Here is a 1,905-nt window from a genome sequence, read left to right on the forward strand (position 1 = left end):
GACGGATCCTGGACATCGGCCGGGCCTCCCGGATCTTCCCGCCTCACCTCCGCAAGGCCCTCATCGCCCGGGACCTCGGCTGCGCCTTTCCCGGCTGCACCATCCCCGCGCCCTGGTGCGAATCCCACCACATCAGCTACTGGTCCCGCGGCGGAACCACGGGCACGGAAAACGGAACCCTGCTCTGTTCCCATCACCACCACCTGATCCACAAAGAGGCGTGGACCATCCAGGTCCGGACCGGGGTTCCCTGGTTCATCCCGCCACCCCACATCGACCCCGGCCAGAAACCCCGCCGCAACCACTACTTCACACCCGCCCCACTCACCCGGGCCGCGTAACCGCAACCCGGACAATGACAGCATGATCCGATCCGAGCCACCCGTGTCATCCCGRACCCAGCAGAGACGGCGCGATTCGGGCAGCGACGGCGTCATACAGGCCAACGTGCCACCACGTGATCGCACACCAAGGGGTAACGGCAGCACGGCTGCCGTCCGCGGTGGCCACGGCTCCTTGGCACGGCCGCACGACGGCGAGCAGGATGAGTCACTGCGTTACCCGGGCCGAGTTACGACCAGGTAATCGCAGACCAGGCGGTCGCGGCAACCGGGCAGCGAAGGCGGCTTCCGGTTACGGCCGTCTGACGGACGCCCGCGCGGTATCCCGGGCAGTTGAGCAGGTTCCACGACGGCAGCCCGGGCGATGACACGGCGGCMAGCCATGAGCTTCTTCCGCATGGGGTGCCCCCGATAGGAACAGTTAGCCCGAGAGAGCTCGGGCCCGGCCTCAGCAGCGCCGGCTCAGCGCTTCACGGGAGGCGCGAGCGGGAGCAGTGCCGCCCCGGCAGTGGCCGTGTCGGCAGACATTTCCCAAACGCGGCGCAGAGCGCAGAATTTCCACCAGTGGTGTTTCAGGACGTCGGGATTGGCCCGCTGCGGACGGACTTCCGTCTCCCCTACTGCCACAGCCAGGAGGATCGGMGATTCGCCGTGCTGCCATGCTTCCCACTCCCCCGCCACGGGATCCACGAGGCTTTCTTCCGCCTTCATACCGGCGACGAGCTGCATCACGACCTTGTMATCGAGCGGTTTGACGGTGCCGTCCCGGCTGGTGCCCTTGGTCTTGTAATCGATGAGACAGGTCCGGCCATTGATCTTCGCCACGAGGTCCAGGGTGCCGGCATAGCCGACCGCCTTGTTCCACACCGTGATCTCTGGGGCGATGGGTTCAACCTGGAAGAGATCCCACCATTCATCGAATCGCGCAGCGAATGCTTCCTCACCGTTGGCGGCGAGGGCCTCGCGGGTTTCCTTCATCTGGTGCGGCCGGCCGAGCGCGCGCAGCGCAACCTGCTCACAGTAGTTGTGGACCCGGTCGCCGCGCTTTGCGGCCTCGTCCCGGTAACTCTCCGCTGCCTTGGCTGCCCGGCTGACTGCCTGGCGCAGCTTGCCGGGGCTCCCCAGGATGCCGGGGAGTTCGGGATCCTGGGCAAGGCTGTTGGCACCCATGTAGCCGAACCAGCCATCGAGTCCGTGGGGCTGTTGGCCAATCACTGTAGTGATTGACGGGACGGAGAATTGTGCCGATGTGGAGCGTGCGTACATCCGGCCATAGTCAGTGGCGTGGGCGAGGAGTGGAGCGGTCATATAAAGACTCTTTCACGGGGGTCAGACAACGATGAAAAGCAAAATGGCCCGCCCCGCTGAGTCAGCGGAACGGACCATTTCGTTGGTGGGCGATACTGGGTTCGAACCAGTGACCTCTTCGGTGTGAACGAAGCGCGCTACCACTGCGCCAATCGCCCCAACGACATTGAATGCTAGCCCACCCGGACGGATTTTAGAAATCGGCGCTGATGACGACCCAGCGACAGGGGGTCACACCTGTCGCTCGCACCAGTCC

At 65.1% G+C, this 1,905-nt stretch carries 2 protein-coding genes and 1 tRNA gene; 1 reads left to right on the top strand and 2 read right to left on the bottom strand.

The features are described from left to right. Positions 1–341 (top strand): HNH endonuclease signature motif containing protein (locus AC1DBQ_RS23150; protein ID WP_476930726.1); only part of this gene is annotated, 341 nt, incomplete at its 5' end. 462 nt (positions 342–803) lie between these two features. Here the strand turns inward: AC1DBQ_RS23150 and AC1DBQ_RS23155 are convergent. Next, entirely contained in the window at positions 804–1,649 is an 846-nt protein-coding gene (locus AC1DBQ_RS23155) for a cytochrome (RefSeq protein WP_476930727.1), read from the bottom strand. 83 nt (positions 1,650–1,732) lie between these two features. Further along, positions 1,733–1,807: transfer RNA gene (locus AC1DBQ_RS23160), tRNA-Val, on the bottom strand. Between the last annotated feature and the right edge of the window lie 98 nt (positions 1,808–1,905).

Source organism: Arthrobacter sp. 10T413_2, assembly GCF_056394205.1.